We start from the raw sequence: 15,777 nt of genomic DNA on the forward strand, positions 1-15,777 counted from the left end.
CCCGGTGATCCAGGCCCGGTGATCCGGGGCCACCGGTGGCGGTGCCGTCCGATCAGTCGGGCAGGCACTCCCGGAGCATGTCCGCCACGATCTCGGCGTCGCCGGGCTTGGCGAAGTACCAGCCCTGGGCGGTGTCGCAGCCGGTGAGCCGGAGCCGTTCGGCCTGGGCGGCGTTCTCGATGCCCTCGGCGGTGACGGTCAGACCGAGGGCGTGGGCGAGCTGCACCATGGCGCCGACGATCTGCTCGTCCGCCTCGGTACGCCGGGCGCGGGCGCCGTCGGGGTCGGGCGAGGCGGAGCGGCCGCCGGGGAGGCCGGTCGTGCCGGCGTCGCGGAAGGCCTCGACGAAGGTGCCGTCGAGCTTGAGGACGTGCACCGGCAGCCGGGAGAGGTAGGCGAGGTTCGAGTAGCCGGTGCCGAAGTCGTCGATCGCGATCCTGATGCCCATGTCGGCGAGGGCCTGGAGGGCCTGGATGGGGCGCCCGCCCGGGCCGAGCAGGGCGCTCTCGGTGATTTCCAGCTGGAGGAGTCCGGCGGGGAGACCGGTCCGATCGAGGACCTCCGCCACGTCCGCGACGACGTCGGAGTCCCAGATCTGACGGGCGGCCAGGTTGACGCTCACGAAGGTGTCCGCGTCCGGGAACTCCGCCAGCCAGCGTCTCGCCTGTCTGCAGGACTCCTCCAGCACCCACTTGCCGAGCGGCACGATCGCGCCGGACTCCTCGGCCAGCGGGATGAAGCGGTCGGGGGAGAGGGTGCCATACCTCGGGTGCCGCCAGCGGACCAGTGCCTCGGCGCCGTGCACCAGGCCGTCCGAGAGCCCGACCAGCGGCTGGTACTCGACGATGAACTCGCCGCGCTCCAAGGCCGGCCGCAGCGCGGTGGAGAGCAGTTGTCGGGTCAGCTGGTGGGCGCCGCGTGCCGGGTCGTAGAGCGTCCACCGCGCCCGGCCGTCGGCCTTGGACCAGTAGAGCGTGGAGTCGGCGTCCTTGAGCAGGTCGGTGGGGGACGTGCCCTCGACCGGACGTTCCACCACGCCGACCGAGGCGGTGACGGCCAGCCGGTGGCCGCCGATCTCGAACGGCTTCTCCAGCGCCTTGATCAGCCGGCCGGCGAGCGAGGTGAGCTGCTCGGAGCCCTCGCTGTCGGTGATCAGGACGGCGAACTCGTCACCGCCGAGCCGGGCGACGAGCTGCCGGTCACCCCGAGCGAAACCGTTCTCCAGCCGGCCCGCCACCGCGACCAGCAACTGGTCGCCGACGTGGTGGCCGAGCGTCTCGTTGATCACCGCGAAGCCGTCGAGATCGAGGTAGCACAGCCCGATCCGGGGATGCCGCTCCCCGTCCGCTGCCTGCACTCCACCGACCTGCACCTTGCCGGCGCTCACCCGGCCGGTCTGAATGCCTCCGGTCTGAACGCCTCCACTGTGAACGCCTCCGGTCTGAACGCCACCCGGCGCCCCGCCGGTCGCTGCACCGTTTGCAGCACTGTTTGCAGCACCGTTCGCAACGCCCTGCCCGGCGCCGCCGGCTGAGCCGTTCGCCGAACCGTTGGCGGACCCGGGTGTACCGGAGCCGTTGGCGGACCCGGCAGCGCCGGTGCCCTTCACCGTCCCCGACCCGGCGGTCTTCCCCGTCGCCGGCCCCGTCGCAGGCCCCGTGCCGTTCGGCGTGCCGTTCGCCGGCCGGTCCGCGGCACCGTTCGGCGCGCGTCCCGGTACGCGGTTGAGCGGCGGACCCGACATGCCGTTGAGCGCTGCCGCGGCCGTGGTGAGCAGGCCGCCGCCCGTGGTGCCGCCACCTTCCGGTCGGGCGCTGCCCGACGGTACCTGGCCGGCCGCCGCACCCGTTCCGGGCTCCGTCCGGCCGCGGTCCGTCCGGGCGCCGACGGCGAGGAACGCGGCCTCCAGCCGCTCGAAGAAGAGCGTCCGGTTCGGTAGCCGGGTCAGCGGATCGTGCAGGGCCTGGTAGGCGAGCCGGTCGCCGAGGAGCCGTTGCTCTGTCACGTCCTCGACCATGGCCAGGGTGTAGAGCGGATGCCCGGCGCCGTCCCGGATCAGGGAGAGGGTCACCTTGCTCCACACCGAGCGGCCGTCCCGGTGCTTCAGCCGCTTCTCGACCCGCAGGCGGTCCCGCCTGCCGTGCACCAGGTCGCGGTAGAGGCGCCGCGGGGTGTCCTCGGGCTCGATGATCTCGTGGATGTGGGTGCGGGCGAGGTCGGACGGCTCGCGGCCCAGCATCGCCGCGAACGCGGGGTTGGCCTCGATGATCCGGTCGCCCGCGTCGATCAGGGCCATCCCGATGCCCGCGTCCGCGAACGCCGCCCGGAACCGGGATTCACTCGCCCGGAGAGCGGCCAGCAGGCGCGCCGTACTGCCGCCGACCGGCCCGGCGCAGGTGGGACAGGAGAGCAACGGCTCGACCGGCACGGGTGGTTCGGTCGCCGGCTGCGCCGCCGACGGCCCGACGTGGACGCCCTGCGCGCCGGTGGCCGACCGCTCCGCAGTGTGCTGCTCTGGGCGCCCGGGCGGCGCGAGCGGGGGTTCGGGGCGGCCGTGGCGCGCGCGGTTCAACTCCTCGGGCCGCACACCCGTGCGGTGTGCGTCGACCCCCTCGTTTCGCCCCGGCACGGCATGCTCCCGTCCGCTGCTCCCGCTGATCCGGACGGCTGCCGTAGTGCAGTTGTCCGTGTCCACGGCGGTCCACGCCCTCGTCCGATCCAACCCCTCGATCGAACCCCTCGGGTCGGGCCACCGCCGCCGATCATAGGCGTCACGGAGATTCGGCGGCGACCGCCGCCAGGGTGATTCGTCGGCTTTCTGACGGCGCGTGAGCGGACACGGTATCGCCCCCGGCCGCCGCGGAAGGGCGGCGGACGGGGGCGAGTGCGCATACGGCCTGCTCGTCCGGTGTGTGACCGGACGAACCGATGCCCGGTGCGCCGGCGGTGGGCGTCCCGGAGTCGGGGCGTGGGAGCGTTCCGACGATTTTGGGAGCGCTGTCACCCACGGCGTGTCGCGGGTCAGGCCAGGGTCGCGGTGAGGGTGATCGTGGTGCCGGTGAGGGCCTGGCTGACGGGGCAGTTGGCCTTGGCGTCCTCGGCGGCCTTGACGAAGCCCGCCTCGTCGAGGCCGGGAACCTGGCCGGTGACCGTCAGGTGGATGCCGGTGATGCCGGTGCCGGGCTGGAAGGTGACGTCGGCCCGGGTGTCCAGCTTGGTGGGCGGGGTGCCGGCACCGCTGAGGCCGTGCGAGAGGGCCATCGAGAAGCAGGCGGAGTGGGCGGCGGCGATGAGCTCCTCGGGGCTGGTCTTCCCGTTCGGGGCCTCGGCGCGGGCCGGCCAGGACACCGGGTAGTCCCCGATACCGGAGGAGTCGAACGTCACCAGGCCGCTGCCCTGGACCAGGTTGCCTTCCCACTCGGTGTGCGCGGTACGGGTGGTTGCCACGATCAGGTACCTCCTGTGCTGGGAGAACTGCTGGGTCGTCACGTCCTGTTGGTGCCGCGCCCAGCCTACGCGGCGATTGTCCGCCCGAGCGGGTGCTCCGTCGCACCCGCCACGCTGGGCCGGCGCAATGTCCGGATGGTGGACGACTGGTCCGAACGGTGGGAGTTCAGGGGGTGCCCCCTGTTAGATTTGCCGAGGCCTGCGCCGGTTTCCGGCCGCCGGGCCCGTCCAGCCCAGCAAGCTCCGGAGCGATCATCCGATGACCGATCAGCCCACCGACCCCGCCGCCGACGCCGTGGCCGCCGATGTCGCCGCCGCGGACGCCGCCGAGGCGATGGCGCAGGTCGACGAGGCGGTCCGCGCCGAGCTGACCAGCCTGCGCGAGAGCATCGACAACATCGATGCGGCCGTCGTCCACATGCTGGCCGAGCGCTTCAAGGCGACCCAGCGGGTGGGCCGGCTGAAGGCCGACCACAAGCTGCCCGCAGCCGATCCCGCCCGGGAGCGGGAGCAGATCACGCGCCTGCGCGAGCTGGCCGCCGGTGCGCACCTCGACCCGGTCTTCGCCGAGAAGTTCCTGAACTTCATCATCGCCGAGGTGATCCGGCACCACGAGGCCATCGCCCGTTCCTGACCGGGGCCCGCCGCACGCTGTGCCGCTGCCTGTCCACTGCTCCGCACGAGCCGCCCGGCAGAGCCGCTCCGCTCGAGCCGCTCCGCCGAACCCCTGTCCGGATGTCGGCTGCGGCTAAAGACGGGATTTCCCGTGGGCGGTGCACGGCGCTAGCGTGCTGTTCTCTTCGACCGGCGATCTCGAGCCACCGGCGGGGCAGTCGCCGAGCCGGCCCGCCGGGCCCGGCGCGGCCCAGCGATGGCGCGGAGGGTGGCACTGCAGATGACCAGCTATGTGGGCACCCCCGGCGCGGAGCCGTCGACGGGCCCGGAGCCCTCCGGACGCCCGGACGGTCCCACCGGCACGACCGCCGTCCACGGCACCGGCACCAGCACGGGCACCGGCTCCAACGGCGGCAGTGGCCGCCGTCCCCGGCGCCGCTGGCCCTGGTGGGTGGAGCTGCCGGTGATGGCCGCCGTCGGCCTGGTGGTGGCGCTGGTGATCAAGACCTGTCTGTTCCAGGTCTTCACCATCCCGTCCGGCTCGATGGAGAACACGCTGCGGGTCCACGACCGGGTGGCGGTCAACAAGCTGGCGGTGCTCACCGGGTGGGAGCCGAAGCCGGGCGAGCCGGTGGTCTTCCGCGACCCCGGGAGCTGGCTGCCGAACCAGCCCGAGTCCTCGGGGAGCCTGCCCGGCGCCTTCGACGCCGTGCTGAGCTTCGTCGGCCTGCTGCCGCCGAAGGACGACAACTACCTGGTCAAGCGGGTCATCGCGACCGGCGGCCAGACGGTCCAGTGCGCCGGGACGGTGCTGCGCGTGGACGGGCACCCGGTGGCGGAGCCGTACCTGCACGCCGGCGACGACTCCTGCTCGGGGCTGGACTTCGGCCCGGTCACCGTGCCGCAGGGGTACCTCTGGGTGGAGGGCGACCACCGCAGCAACTCGGCGGACTCCCGGTACCACCGCGACGGGCCGGGCGACGGCGCCGTGCCGGTGGCGAACGTGGTCGGTCCGGCCGCCGCCGTGGTGTGGCCGCTGGGACACGTCGACTGGTTCGGCTGGTCCGGCCGCTGACGGCGGGCCGGCCGGGCGGACCTGCCCGGCCGGGCCGAGGCTCGGTCGGGCAGGACCGGCACGGTCAGGCGGATCCCCGGACGGCGTCCTTCGGCGAGTCCTGGACGTCCCCGCCCCCGTCCCCGTTTCCCTTCTCGTCCCCGTCCCCGTCCTCGCCCGTCCGGGCGACCCGGTCGGACAGGCCGCCCGAGGCCACCGTCCGCTCCGGTTCGGAGACGGGCTTGCTGGTCTGGGCTGCGAAGGCGCCCACCAGCACCAGCAGGCCGCCGAGCAGCTGCGGTGCACCGAGGTGCTCGCCGAGCAGCACCCAGGCGAGGACGGTCGCGACCACCGCCTCCAGATTGGCGACCACGCCCGCGACCGGCGGGGACAGGTGCTGGACGGCGACCACGCCGGTCAGGTAGGCGAGCACCGTGGCGACCAGCACCATCCAGGCGGCGGGCAGCACCGCGGGCAGACTGTGGCCGTTCATGGCGACCCGGCCGCCGAGCAGGCTCCAGTCCGCCTCCCACGGCCGGGTGAAGGCGGTGAGCACCACGGCGCCGATGAGCAGGCCGTACGCGCTGACGGCGATCGGGTCGATCGGTTTCTCGCCGCGGCGGCCGGCGTCGGCGAGCACGAAGTAGCCGACCTGGCAGCAGGCCGCGCCGAGGGCGAAGACCACGCCGAGCGCGTCGAAGCCGAGCCCGTTCCAGACCTCGACCACGCAGGCCAGGCCGGTGACGGCGACACCGGCGCCGATCGCGGCGCCGCGCGAGACGGGACGGCGCTGCACGAACTTCACGTACCCGAGCAGCAACGGCGGCCCGAGGTACTCGATGAGCAGCGCGACACCGACCGGGATGCGGGAGATCGCCGCGAAGTAGCAGGCCTGCACGCCCGCCACGGCCAGCAGGCCGAAGCCGAGCAGCAGACCGGGGCGCTGGCGGACGGCGTCCCGGTGCCGGTACGCGAGCGGCAGCAGCACCACGGCGGCGCCGGTCACTCGCAGCCACACCACGTGCAGCGGTGAGAGGCCGGCCTCGATCAGCGGTTTCGCGGCGGTGCCGGAGCCGCCGAAGGCGAAGGCCGAGACCAGGGCCAGGGAGAGGCCGAGCGAGCCGATGCCGCGGGCCGGGGAGGGGGAGGAGCTGCGCACCGACGCATTGTGCCAGCCCGTGGACGGACTTGGTAAGGCGCCATCTCACTTCATGGTCCTGTGCGCCGCCGGCCCGGTCGGCGCCGGGACACCCAGAGGGACCTGGGACGACACCCCTGGCCGGCCCGGGCGCCCCCCGCTGCCGCTCCGGCCGGCGCCCCCGCCGCCGCTCTGGCCGGGCTACCCCCGGGTGCCCGTCGTCGTACCCGTCCCGCCGCTGCCGGCGGTCGTCCCGCCCGAGCCCGAGCCGCCCGAGCCCGAGCCGCCCGAGCCCGAGCCGCTCCCGGAACCGGACCCCGTCCCGCCGGAGCCGGACCCCGTCCCGGTGCCCGAGCCGTAGCCGAACAGGCCGCCCCCGCCGCCGGTGCTGCCCGAGTCCGTCCCGCCGCCCGAGGAACCGGCCCCGGTGCCGGGGCGGCCCGCGCCCGGCACGGTGGCGCCTTTCGACGCCCAGGGGCGCTCCGGCCGCTCGGTGGCGGCGTCCTCCGCCGGCGCACTGGCGGCCGGCGAGGACGGGGCGGTGGACGGGGAGGCGGAGGCGCTGCCGGTCGGCGACGGCTCGGCCGGCCGGGTGCGCACCTGCTTCGGCGCCGGGAAGTCGGAGACCGGCTCGCCGGCCAGCGCCGCCTTCATGTAGGCGGTCCAGATCAGCGTCGGGTAGCGGCCGCCCGCGGCCTCGCCGGTACCGCCGACCCCGTCCAGGGTGACCTGGGCCCCGGTGGCCGGGTCCTGGCCGAACAGCCCGACGGCCGTCACCAGCTCGGGCGTGTAGCCGACGAACCAGACCGACCGGGAGTTGTCCGTGGTGCCGGTCTTGCCCGCGACCGGCCGGTTCAGGGCGCCCGCCCGCCAGCCGGTGCCGCCCGGGTCGTCGACGACGCCCTGCAGCATGGCGGTGGCGGCCCGGGCCGCCTCCGGGCTGACCGCCTGGGTGGTGCTGTGCGCCGGCAGCGGCACCTGCTCGCCCTCCACCCCGACGGACTTCACCAGCCACGGGGTGATCTGCTTGCCGTCGTTGTCGAGCGCCGCGTACGCCCCGGCCATCTGCAGCACGCTGGGGGTGGCCGCGCCGAGCGGGATGGACGGCACCGCGGCCAGCCCCGGGGTGTCGGCGGGCAGGCCCATCGCGACGGCCGTCCTCCGGACGGTCTCCAGCCCGGTGTCCTGCGCGAGCTGCGCGTAGACCGAGTTGACCGACCAGTCGGTGGCCTGCTGGAGGGTGATCTGCCCGTAGTCCTTGCCGCCCTCGTTCGGCGGGGCGTACGGAGTGCCGGTGCCGCCGCGGACGGACCGCCCGCTGGTGCCGTCGTAGACGGTGTCGGCGGTGATCCGGCGGCCGGCCTGGGTGCGGGCCCCGCTGTCCAGCGCTGCGGCCAGCGCGATCGCCTTGAAGGTGGAGCCCGCCTGGTAGTCCTGCCGGGTCGCGTTGTCGATCCAGTGCTCGGTGGCGTCGCTGCCGCCGTACAGCGCGAGCACCGCCCCGGTCCTCGGGTCCAGCGAGACGGCGCCGGCCTGGGCGTCGGCGTCCTTCTTGCGCTTCGCAGGGTCGAGGTTGTCGGTGAGCTGGCTGCGCACGGCGGCCCGCAGCTGCCGCTCCCGCTCGGCGTCCACGCTGAGGGTGACGGTGTAGCCGCCCTGGGCGAGCTGGGCGTCGCTCAGGACGTGCTGCGAGGTCAGGTAGTCGGTGGCGGCGGCCACCAGGTAGCCGGCCTGCCCGGAGAGGCCGGGTGCGCTCTTGGGCTGCTCCACCTCGGGGAAGGCGGTGGCCGCCCGCTGCTCGGCGGACAGCCAGTGCTCCTGCACCATGCCGTCCAGCACGTAGTTCCAGCGGTTCGTCGCGTTCTGCCTGCCCTGCGGGGTGGCGGTGGCGACGTCGTACGCGCTGGGCGCGTTCAGCAGCGCCGCCAGGTAGGCGCCCTGGGCGGCGTCCAGCCGGTCCGCGTCGATGCCGAAGTAGGCCTGCGCGGCGGCCTGGATGCCGTAGGCGCCGCGGCCGTAGTACGCGGTGTTCAGGTACCCGGCGAGGACGTCGTCCTTGCTCTCGGTCGCGTCCACCTTGATCGCGATGAAGAGCTCCTTCACCTTGCGGGTGACGCTCTGCTTCTGGCTGAGGTAGGTGTTCTTGACGTACTGCTGGGTGATCGTCGAGCCGCCCTGGGTGGCCTTGCCGGTCGCGGTGTTGAACGCGGCCCGGGTCAGGCCCTGCAGGTTGACGGCGCCCTCGTGGTAGAAGTTGCGGTCCTCGGCGGCCAGCGCCGCGTGCCGGGCGGCGGGGGAGATCCGGTCGAGCGGCACGTTCTGCCGGTTGGTCTGCCCGGTCCGGGCGATCAGTGTGCCGTCGGAGTACAGCCAGGTGTTGCTCTGCGCCGTCGCGGCGGCGTGCGCGTCCGGCACCTGCACCAGGGTCAGCCCCAGCGCGAACAGGCCGACCGCGAACAGTACCGCCGCCACCGAGCCGGCCAGCGCGGTCCGCCAGGTCGGGACCAGCCGCCGCCAGCCGCTGCGCCGCTGCGTCGTCCGGCGGCCGAACCACCGCCCGCGGGGCGCGCCGGAACCGCTCTGCTGCGAAGTACGGGGCACCGGAGTTCCCTTCCTGCGAGCCCCGCAAAGGTCGCTCACCCGTCGGACGGCATGGACCGTCCCACCCTGCCTGATCGACTTGTCAGCCGTTAGGGACTTATGTCCCATTTTTCCTTACCGTTCCCTCACCTCGCGGCGGCCGACCCGCCGGCCCGCCGGTGCCGCCGCGGCGCCCTCCTCGCCCGCAGCCCCGCCACATACGGGCAGGTAGGGTGCCCGGACCCGCCCGCACGAGGAGCACCATGGCCCGCCCGAGCATCCTGTACGTGACCGACCTCACCTACCCGGCCCGCGGCCGGCGCTACGGAGACGAGGACACCCACCTCTCCGCCGCGCTGCGCACCGACTTCGCCGTCGCCCTGTGCCACCCGCTGGATGCGGCCGGTCTGATGGACTCCTTCGACGGCGTCGTGGTGCGCAACAGCGGCCCGGTACTGCACTACCAGGAGCAGTACGACGCCTTCCGGGCCGAGGCGCTGCAGCGCGGCACCCGTGTGTTCAACGAGCTGACCGGCCGTGCGGACATGGCCGGGAAGCAGTACCTGCTCGACCTGTCGGCCGGCGGCCACCCGGTCATCCCGACCGCGGAGGCCCCGGGCGACCTGGACCGCCTCCCCGACGTGGCGGCGTACGTGGCCAAGCCGAAGCTCGGCGCCGACTCCATCGGCCTGGAGATCGTCGGCCCGGACCGGATCGCCGCGATCGCCGCCGCCGGCGGGATGCTCCTCCAGCCCCGGATCGACTTCCGCTACGAGGTGTCCTTCTACTTCGTCGACCGGGAGTTCCAGTACGCCCTGTACACGCCCGACAAGGACGTCCGCTGGCAGCTCGCGCCGTACCGCCCGAGCCCGGCGGACCTCGCCTTCGCCCGGCACTTCGTGGACTGGAACACCATCGACCACGGCATCCAGCGCGTCGACGCCTGCCGCACCGCCGACGGGGAACTGCTGCTGGTCGAGCTGGAGGACCTCAACCCGTACCTCTCGCTCGACCTCCTGGAGGACGGGCAGCGCGAGTCCTTCACGGCCGCGGTGAAGGACTCCCTGCACCGGCTGCTGCGCCGCTGACCCGTGCCGTGCCGGGGACTCCCCGCAGGTCCGGGCAGTGCCGGGCGGCCGTGCCGGGAACGCCGAAGGCCCCCCGCTTCCGCGAGGGGCCTTCGACCGTCTGTGCGCCGCCAGGGACTCGAACCCCGGACCCGCTGATTAAGAGTCAGCTGCTCTAACCAACTGAGCTAGCGGCGCCTGCTGACGTGGAAAACAATACACGGTCCACAGCGGTGCCCCGCACCACCCGCAGCCGGCCCCGCCCGCGGCCGCGGCCGTGCCGGGAACGCCGAAGGCCCCTCGCTTCCGCGAGGGGCCTTCGACCGTCTGTGCGCCGCCAGGGACTCGAACCCCGGACCCGCTGATTAAGAGTCAGCTGCTCTAACCAACTGAGCTAGCGGCGCCTGCTGACCTGCGGAACACTACACGCCGCGGCGGGCGGAACGGAAATCGTGACGGCCCGGTCACCAGGTGTCGCGGCCGGCCGCCCTGACGGCCACCCGGCGACGACCGTGCAGCGGCGACCGCGCGCCGGCAGGCAGCGCGGTGATCACGAGGCGGGTGCGGCGCGCGGGGCCGTGCGGAGAGACCGCCCCCGTGTTCCGCCCTCCGCCTTGACCTTCCGCGTTGCCCGCAGACCGCCCATGTCGTCGTTCCAGTCGCCAGGGAATCTAGCGGGCGAACCGGGAGAGAACGGGACACCTCGACGGGCACACGCCGCGCCGCGCCGTCCTGTCACCCGGTTCGCGCACTCCGGCGTCAGCCGGGGGTTGACGGCGGAGCGTGCGGAGGTGCCGTCTCCCCGGATGCGTGCGCTCGGCCTGCGGGAATGCCAGGATCACGGGGGAGAACCCGGTCCGGACTCCCCGAAGGCGGCACCATGACCAGCGAAGCGGACGGGCCGCCGACCGCGGCGGCCGGCACCCCCGCCCACCTCCAGCACACCCGTCCGGTGCGGCGGATGGCCCCGCGCTCCCGCAGCGAACCGCACCGCACCGCCACGCCGCTGGAGCTCTTCTTCGACCTCTGCTTCGTGGTCGCCGTCGCCCAGGTCGGGGTGCAGCTCGCGCACGCCCTCGCCGAGGGTCACGCCGCCACCGGCGTCGCGCGCTACCTGTTCGTGTTCTTCGCGATCTGGTGGGCCTGGATGAACTTCACCTGGTTCGCCTCCGCGTACGACGTCGACGACGTCCCGTACCGCCTCACCACCCTGGTGCAGATCACCGGCGTGCTGGTGCTCGCGGCCGGGGTGCCCCGGATGTTCCAGGACCAGGACCTGGTTCTCTCGGTGGTCGGCTACGTGCTGATGCGCTTCGCCATGGTCACCCAGTGGCTGCGCGCTGCCGCCTGCGAGACCGGCGCGGCCCGCACCGTCGCGCTGCGCTACGCCCTCGGCATCACCCTCTGCCAGATCGGCTGGGGGCTGATCCTGCTCGTCCCGCACGGCGCCTACCCGTACGTGATCCCACTCGGCATCCTGGCCGAGCTGGCGGTGCCGGTGCTGGCCGAGCGCAGCGCGCAGACGACCTGGCACCCGCACCACATCGCCGAGCGGTACGGCCTGTTCACCCTGATCGTGCTCGGCGAGACGGTCGCCGCCGCCACCCTCGCCGTGCAGACCGCGCTGGACGAGCACGAGGCGATCGACGACCTGCTGCCGATCGCCGCCGGCGGCGTCCTTCTCTGCTTCGCCGCCTGGTGGATCTACTTCGCCGAACCCGTGCACGGGCGGCTCCGCTCCAACCGGCAGGCGTTCCTCTGGGGCTACGGGCACTACCTGCTGCTCGGCTCGGCGGCCGCGATCGGCGCCGGTCTGGAGGTGACGGTGGAGTACTCCGTGCACCGGGCGCACATCGGGGCGGCCGCCGCCGCCGCGGCGGTGACCGTGCCGGCCGCGCTCTACCTGTTCGCCGTCTGGCTGCTGCAGTCCCGGCACTTCAAGCAGGGTGCCGAGCAGACGGTGCTGCCGGCCGCCGCGGTAGCCGTGCTCGCCTGCACCGCGCTCGGCCGCGACGCCGTCCTCGCGGCCGGCCTGGTCGCCGCCGCCGCCGTGGCCGTCGGCATCGCCCTGCGGTCCCGCCGTCTCGACCGCCGCCCCGCCTGAAGCGGCGTGATGCGCGGTTCGGCCCCGTGCTCCGCCGCCCGGGCCGCCCGGCCGCCGGGCGCCGCGGCTGTCGGTGGCGGCTGCCAGGATGGCGCCAGCAGTCCGTCCCCGCACAGATCGGCCTTCCGCCATGCCAGCCGTTCCCGAGCAGCTCGCCGACCTTCCGTACGCCGAGCTGCTGAGCCCGCACACCGGCCGGCTGTACGGCGACGAGCGCTACGACACGGTGCACTTCGACGGCGGCACGTACGAGGGCCGGGCGCTCGGCGCGGGCTTCCTGGAGTGCGCCTTCACCGGGGTCGAGCTGGACGGCACCGGTCTGCGCGATGCCCGCTTCAACGACGTCTGGCTGCAGGGCTGCCGGCTGGTCGGCACCGACCTCGCCGAGAGCGAGTGGCAGGACGCGACGCTCCTCGGCTCGGTGCTCGCCGGGATCTCCTGGTACGGCTCGGCGCTGCGCCGGGTGGTGCTGCGCGGCTGCAAGCTGGAGGCGGTCAACCTGCGCGGCGCCGTCCTGCGGGACGTCGTCTTCGAGGACTGCCTGCTGCGCGACGTCGACCTCGGCGAGGCGAAGCTGACCTCGGTGTCGGTGCCGGGCTCCACCCTGGACGGCGTCCGGTTCGCCGGCGCCCGGATGGCGAAGGTGGACCTGCGCGGAGCGGCCGCGCTGGGCCTGCCCGACGCCCACCTCGGCCTCTCCGGTGCCGTCCTGAACACCGGCCAGTTGTTCGATCTGGCCCCGCTCTTCGCCCAGGCCCTCGGCATCACCGTCAAGGACTGAGCGGCCCCTCAGGGCGCCGGGACGCTCAGAGCGCGGCGAGCGCCTCGGCGATCGTGCGGTCGCCCGACGTCAGCTCCAGCGTCCGGCCGACCGCCGGTGCGGGCTCGGTCAGCAGGGCGGCCAGCACCGCCGCCACGTCCGCCCGCGGCACCGGGCCGCTTTCGATGTGCTCGCCGAGCCGGACGAGGCCGGTGGGCGGCGCGTTGGTGAGCGGGCCGGGCCGCAGCACCGTCCAGTCCAGGGCGGTGCGCCGCCGCAGGTCGTCGTCGGCGGCGCCCTTGGCGCGCAGGTAGGCGCCGAACACCGGGTCCGGGCCGTCCGGTGCGGCGGCGTCCGCGCCCATCGAGGAGATCATCAGGTAGCGGCGGACGTGTGCCAGTTCGGCGGCGTCGGCGAGCAGGACGGCGGCCGCGCGGTCGACGGTGTCCTTGCGGGCGGCGCCGCTGCCCGGCCCGGCGCCGGCCGCGAACACCACCGCATCGGCCCCCTCCAGGACATCGGCGAGAGTCTTCGCGTCCCCGGCCTCCAGGTCGAAGAGGACCGGTTCGGCGCCGCGCTGCCGCAGGTCGTCGGCGTGTTCGGCGCGCCGGACGAGTCCCACCGGAGTGTCCCCGCGGTCGGCCAGCAGCTGTTCCAGGTGGAGGGCGATCTGGCCGTGTCCACCGGCGATGACGATGCGCATGCCCACCACGTTATCCCCGTTCACCGTCCGTCCGCCGGGCGACGCGGCGGCGAACAGTCCGTCAAACTTCCGGCACGGCCATGGCCATGGCGCCCCGCCCTGCGTGACGATTCTCCGCGACCGATGGCACGGCAACGTGTTCATACAACATCACCGGACATCATCACCGAAGGGACGGCGGCCCGATGGCTGAGCTGAGTCGCAGGAAATTCATGGCGTTGTCGGCGAGCGCCGCGGCGGGAGCCGCGGTGGCCTCCACCGCGCTGGGCGGCACCACCCGGGCCTCGGCGGCCGGCCTCAGCACGACCGGCACGATCGCCGACGCCCGGCACATCGTGATCCTGATGCAGGAGAACCGCAGCTTCGACCACTACTTCGGCACGCTGAAGGGCGTCCGGGGCTTCGCGGACCGCAGCGCCGTCCAGATCGCCGGCGGCTACAGCGTCTTCAACCAGCCGAACGGACTGGGCCGCCAGTACCCGTGGCAGTTCAGCGCCACCAAGCCGGCCGGCGGCGCGGACCCGGAGCGCCTCGCCCAGTGCAACGGCGACCTGTCGCACGCCTGGTCCGACCAGCACAAGGCGTGGAACGGCGGCAAGCTCGACTCCTGGGTCTCCGCCAAGGGCAACGTCCGCACGCTGGGCTACCTGACCCGCGCCGACATCCCCTTCCACTACGCGCTGGCCGACAACTGGACGGTCAACGACGCGTACTTCTGCTCGGTGCTGAGCGCCACCGGCCCCAACCGCACCTACCACTGGTCCGGCATGATCGACCCGGCCGGCACCGCGGGCGGCCCGGCCTACGACGGCGGCGACGAGTCCGGCCTGCGCTGGCAGACCTACGCCGAGGCGCTGGAGGCGGCCGGCGTGACCTGGAAGGTCTACCAGAACGCCGCCGACAACTACGGTGACAACGCCCTCGCCTACTTCACCCAGTTCAGCTCCGCCCCGGCCGGCAGCCCGCTGGCGGTCAAGGGCATGGGATCCGTCCCGAAGAAGACCGGGAAGACCCCGGACGACATCGCCGCCGCGATCCGCGCCGACGTGGTGGCCGGCACCCTGCCGCAGGTCTCCTGGATCGTCCCCGACCAGGCCTCCTCCGAGCACCCGTACGCCACCCCGGCCGACGGCGCGCACTTCGTGCACATGGTGATGGACGCGCTCCACGCGGACCCGGACGTCTTCGACTCCACCGTCCTCCTCCTCAACTACGACGAGAACGACGGCTTCTTCGACCACGTCCCGCCGCCGGCGGCCCCGGCCGGCACCGCCGGCGAGTTCTACAACGGCACCAACATCGGCCTCGGCTTCCGTGTCCCGCTGATCGCGATATCCCCGTGGACCCGCGGCGGCTGGGTCAGCTCCGAGGTCTCCGACCACACCTCGGTGCTGCGCTTCCTGGAGAGGTGGACGGCCGCCATCGGCAGGCCCGCCACCTGCCCCAACATCAGCGCCTGGCGGCGCAAGGTCTGCGGCGACCTCACCGGCATGTTCGACTTCGCCAATCCGGTGTACGGGCTGCCCGCGCTGCCCAACACCGACGCCACCATCGGCCTCGCTGCCTGCGGCCCGCTGCCCAACCCGGCGCCGGTCGACAACAAGCTGCCCCAGCAGGAGCCCGGCACCCGCCCGGCGCGCGCGCTGCCCTACCAGCCCAACGCCAACCTCGACCACCTGGAGTTCGGCTCCGGCGGCGTGATGAAGGTGTGGATCGCGATGGCCAACCCGGGCGCCACCGGGGCCGCGCACCTCGCGGCCTACGCCAACGCCTACCGCAGCGGCGGCCCCTGGCAGTACACCGTCGACGGCGGCGGCTCCACCAGCGACTTCTTCAACTGCGGTACCGGCTTCGGCGGCGGCCCGTACGACCTGAGCGTGGTGGGCCCGAACCGCTTCCTGCGCCGCTTCAAGGGCGACGCCACCAAGCCCGGCAAGCTGGTCTCGGTCACCGCCTCGTACGCCAACGCCCCGACCACCGGCAGGCTGGCGCTCTGGTTCGCCTTCGCCAACACCGCCACCGCGCCGGTCACCTTCACCGTCACCTCCACCAACTACCGCACCGACGGACCGTGGACGTACACCGTCCCGGCCGGCGGCACCGCCTCGGACTTCTTCAACGCGGTGGCCTACAACAACGGCTGGTACGACTTCACGGTGACGGTGGACTCGGACCCGACCTGGTCGCAGCGGTTCACCGGCCACCTGGAGACCGGCGCCGCCAGCGTCTCCGGCTGAGCCGAACGGGGGACACCCGCCCGTTCCGCCGCCTGCGGTGCTGGCGCTCCCGGTGGCATGCCCCGCGGCGTA

The 15,777-nt window shown here is 73.6% G+C and carries 11 protein-coding genes and 2 tRNA genes; 6 read left to right on the top strand and 7 right to left on the bottom strand.

Annotated elements, in window-relative coordinates; translation table 11 throughout:
- Positions 1–52 precede the first annotated feature (52 nt).
- Positions 53–2,428 (bottom strand): putative bifunctional diguanylate cyclase/phosphodiesterase, encoded by a 2,376-nt coding sequence (locus tag KSNIM_RS24160; protein WP_263105247.1) that lies wholly within the window; start codon positions 2,426–2,428, stop codon positions 53–55.
- A gap of 593 nt (positions 2,429–3,021) precedes the next feature.
- A complete protein-coding gene (locus KSNIM_RS24165; protein ID WP_263105248.1) occupies positions 3,022–3,447 on the bottom strand; it encodes an OsmC family protein in 426 nt (141 codons plus the stop codon).
- A 259-nt stretch (positions 3,448–3,706) separates the two neighbouring features.
- Between KSNIM_RS24165 and KSNIM_RS24170 the strand changes: the two genes are divergently transcribed.
- Both KSNIM_RS24170 and lepB read left to right on the top strand, forming a co-directional pair.
- Positions 3,707–4,081: a chorismate mutase gene (locus tag KSNIM_RS24170; protein WP_411543766.1), complete on the top strand. Its 375-nt coding sequence runs from the start codon at positions 3,707–3,709 to the stop codon at positions 4,079–4,081.
- Between the two features lie 261 nt (positions 4,082–4,342).
- The gene (gene lepB / locus KSNIM_RS24175) at positions 4,343–5,137 is read left to right on the top strand and encodes a signal peptidase I (protein WP_263105249.1); all 795 of its coding nucleotides are present in this window, start codon (positions 4,343–4,345) and stop codon (positions 5,135–5,137) included.
- A gap of 64 nt (positions 5,138–5,201) precedes the next feature.
- Here lepB and KSNIM_RS24180 read toward each other — a convergent pair whose 3' ends face one another.
- Together KSNIM_RS24180 and KSNIM_RS24185 are read right to left on the bottom strand one after the other, a co-directional pair.
- Positions 5,202–6,275 (bottom strand): EamA family transporter, encoded by a 1,074-nt coding sequence (locus tag KSNIM_RS24180; RefSeq protein ID WP_263105250.1) that lies wholly within the window; start codon positions 6,273–6,275, stop codon positions 5,202–5,204.
- A 180-nt stretch (positions 6,276–6,455) separates the two neighbouring features.
- Positions 6,456–8,855: a transglycosylase domain-containing protein gene (locus tag KSNIM_RS24185; RefSeq protein ID WP_263105251.1), complete on the bottom strand. Its 2,400-nt coding sequence runs from the start codon at positions 8,853–8,855 to the stop codon at positions 6,456–6,458.
- A gap of 242 nt (positions 8,856–9,097) precedes the next feature.
- On the opposite strand from KSNIM_RS24185, the gene KSNIM_RS24190 reads away from it, so the two are divergent.
- Positions 9,098–9,922, top strand: a complete 825-nt coding sequence (locus tag KSNIM_RS24190) for a hypothetical protein (RefSeq protein ID WP_263105252.1) — start codon at positions 9,098–9,100, stop codon at positions 9,920–9,922.
- A 103-nt stretch (positions 9,923–10,025) separates the two neighbouring features.
- On the opposite strand, the gene KSNIM_RS24195 is transcribed toward KSNIM_RS24190, so the two are convergent.
- Both KSNIM_RS24195 and KSNIM_RS24200 read right to left on the bottom strand, forming a co-directional pair.
- Positions 10,026–10,099, bottom strand: a tRNA-Lys gene (locus tag KSNIM_RS24195).
- Positions 10,100–10,231: 132 nt separating this feature from the next.
- Positions 10,232–10,305: transfer RNA gene (locus tag KSNIM_RS24200), tRNA-Lys, on the bottom strand.
- A gap of 476 nt (positions 10,306–10,781) precedes the next feature.
- On the opposite strand from KSNIM_RS24200, the gene KSNIM_RS24205 reads away from it, so the two are divergent.
- Together KSNIM_RS24205 and KSNIM_RS24210 are read left to right on the top strand one after the other, a co-directional pair.
- Positions 10,782–12,005, top strand: coding sequence for a low temperature requirement protein A (locus KSNIM_RS24205; protein ID WP_263105253.1), 1,224 nt, complete (start codon positions 10,782–10,784; stop codon positions 12,003–12,005).
- A gap of 130 nt (positions 12,006–12,135) precedes the next feature.
- The gene (locus tag KSNIM_RS24210) at positions 12,136–12,786 is read left to right on the top strand and encodes a pentapeptide repeat-containing protein (protein WP_263105254.1); all 651 of its coding nucleotides are present in this window, start codon (positions 12,136–12,138) and stop codon (positions 12,784–12,786) included.
- Between the two features lie 25 nt (positions 12,787–12,811).
- Here the strand turns inward: KSNIM_RS24210 and KSNIM_RS24215 are convergent, their stop codons facing one another.
- Positions 12,812–13,468: an NAD(P)H-binding protein gene (locus KSNIM_RS24215; protein WP_263105255.1), complete on the bottom strand. Its 657-nt coding sequence runs from the start codon at positions 13,466–13,468 to the stop codon at positions 12,812–12,814.
- 185 nt (positions 13,469–13,653) lie between these two features.
- Between KSNIM_RS24215 and KSNIM_RS24220 the strand changes: the two genes are divergently transcribed.
- Positions 13,654–15,705, top strand: coding sequence for a phosphocholine-specific phospholipase C (locus KSNIM_RS24220; protein WP_263105256.1), 2,052 nt, complete (start codon positions 13,654–13,656; stop codon positions 15,703–15,705).
- Positions 15,706–15,777 lie beyond the last annotated feature (72 nt).

Origin of the sequence: Kitasatospora sp. DSM 101779 (genome assembly GCF_025655475.1) — a bacterium.
GTDB lineage: Bacteria > Actinomycetota > Actinomycetes > Streptomycetales > Streptomycetaceae > Kitasatospora.

Coding starts and splice junctions, on each gene's coding strand:
- KSNIM_RS24170 (WP_411543766.1), top strand. CDS start 3,707: ATGACCGATCAGCCCACCGACCCCGCCGCCGACGCCGTGGCCGCCGAT.
- KSNIM_RS24220 (WP_263105256.1), top strand. CDS start 13,654: ATGGCTGAGCTGAGTCGCAGGAAATTCATGGCGTTGTCGGCGAGCGCC.
- KSNIM_RS24205 (WP_263105253.1), top strand. CDS start 10,782: ATGACCAGCGAAGCGGACGGGCCGCCGACCGCGGCGGCCGGCACCCCC.
- KSNIM_RS24215 (WP_263105255.1), bottom strand. CDS start 13,468: ATGCGCATCGTCATCGCCGGTGGACACGGCCAGATCGCCCTCCACCTG.
- lepB (WP_263105249.1), top strand. CDS start 4,343: ATGACCAGCTATGTGGGCACCCCCGGCGCGGAGCCGTCGACGGGCCCG.
- KSNIM_RS24190 (WP_263105252.1), top strand. CDS start 9,098: ATGGCCCGCCCGAGCATCCTGTACGTGACCGACCTCACCTACCCGGCC.
- KSNIM_RS24210 (WP_263105254.1), top strand. CDS start 12,136: ATGCCAGCCGTTCCCGAGCAGCTCGCCGACCTTCCGTACGCCGAGCTG.